The organism is Caballeronia sp. LZ033 (assembly GCF_031451265.1).
GTDB lineage: Bacteria > Pseudomonadota > Gammaproteobacteria > Burkholderiales > Burkholderiaceae > Caballeronia.
In genome coordinates this window covers 1-360 of record NZ_JARUXQ010000063.1, presented here as the reverse complement: position 1 = coordinate 360, position 360 = coordinate 1, and the positions used below count along the sequence as shown (strand labels likewise).

The following is a 360-nucleotide window of genomic DNA, read 5'->3' as shown; positions in this document are numbered from 1 at the left end:
AGTGATCTGCTTGCGGCGAAAGACCTCGTCGGCCTGGGCGCGAACGTCACCATCGACGCGGCCAAGGATACGGCGCAGCGTTCGCGGACGGAAACCTCGCATTCGAGCGGCCTTGCGCTCGGGCTGTCGGGTTCCGTGGGCGATGCAAACAATAACGCCTACACGCAGAGCCGCGCCGCGAGTCGTTCGGCGAGCACGGGCAACGACCGAGCGGCGACGCTGCACGCGATCGCGGCCGCGGGGAATGCGGCGATGGGTGTCGCCGGCGCGAGCCGTGGCGCGCTGATGCGGAACCCGAGCATCGCCGTTCAATTGAGCGTCGGGTCGAGCAGCAGCCGCAGCGATTCGAGCGAGACGCAG

General features: G+C 68.6%; 1 protein-coding gene. It reads left to right on the top strand.

The features are described 5' to 3' along the window. Positions 1–360: hypothetical protein (locus QCE62_RS35200; RefSeq protein ID WP_309928055.1), on the top strand; the 360-nt coding region annotated here is incomplete at both ends.